The sequence below is a fragment of the Niastella vici genome (genome assembly GCF_002077945.1).
Taxonomy (GTDB): Bacteria; Bacteroidota; Bacteroidia; order Chitinophagales; family Chitinophagaceae; genus Niastella; species Niastella vici.
This window is the reverse complement of the sequence record NZ_LVYD01000006.1, coordinates 1-980: the sequence shown is the minus strand read 5'-3', so window position 1 is coordinate 980 and position 980 is coordinate 1. Positions and strand designations below refer to the sequence as shown.

Sequence of the window (980 nt, the reverse complement as noted above, 5' to 3'; positions counted from 1 at the left end):
ATTGCAACCGATCAAACCATTTGCAGTGGGGGCGATCCCGCTGCATTCACCGTAACAACAGCCGCCACCGGTTCCGGTTCCTTAACGTATCAATGGCAAAGCAGCACTACCAGTTGTGCAGCAGGCTTTTCCGACATCAGTGGGGCAACCGGTTCAACCTATGATGCACCTGGCGGGCTGGCAGCAACAACATTTTATCGTCGCATTGCAACTTCTACACTTAACGGCGTGCCCTGTACAGCCACAAGCAACTGCGTAACCGTAACAGTTAATGGAGTTACAGCCGGAACAATCGGGACCGATCAAACCATTTGCAGTGGTGGCGATCCGGCCGCCTTTACAGTAACAACTGCGGCAACAGGGGCCGGCGCATTAACCTATCAATGGCAAAGCAGTACCACCAGCTGTGCAGCCGGTTTCAGTAATATAGTCGGCGCCACCAGTGCCACTTATGATGTACCAGCCGGACTGGCTACAACTACTTACTACAAACGCATAGTAACATCTACCTTAAGCGGAACCTGTACCGCCGCCAGCAACTGCGTTACAGTAACTATTAATAATGTAACAGCTGGCGTTATTGCCGCCGATCAAACCATTTGCAGCGGGGGCGATCCCGCCGCATTCACAGTAACAACGGCCGCCACCGGCTCTGGCGCTTTAACGTATCAATGGCAAAGCAGCACCACCAGCTGTGCAGCAGGTTTTGCAGACGTTAGCGGGGCAACCAGTGCAACCTATGATGCACCCACCGGACTGGCAGTAACAACTTACTATCGCCGCATAACTACATCAACACTCAATGGGGTACCCTGTACCGCTACCAGCAATTGCGCTACAGTTACCATTAATAGTGTAACCGCAGGCGTTATTGCTGCCGGTCAAACCATTTGCAGTGGCAGCGACCCGGCCGCATTCACCGTAACAACGGCCGCCACCGGTTCTGGTCCCATAACCTATCAATGGCAAAGCAGCACCAC

At 53.3% G+C, this 980-nt stretch carries 1 protein-coding gene; it reads left to right on the top strand.

The window, feature by feature from the left end:
• A partial coding sequence (locus tag A3860_RS40930) for a hypothetical protein (protein WP_216823390.1) occupies positions 1-980 on the top strand: 980 nt, incomplete at both ends.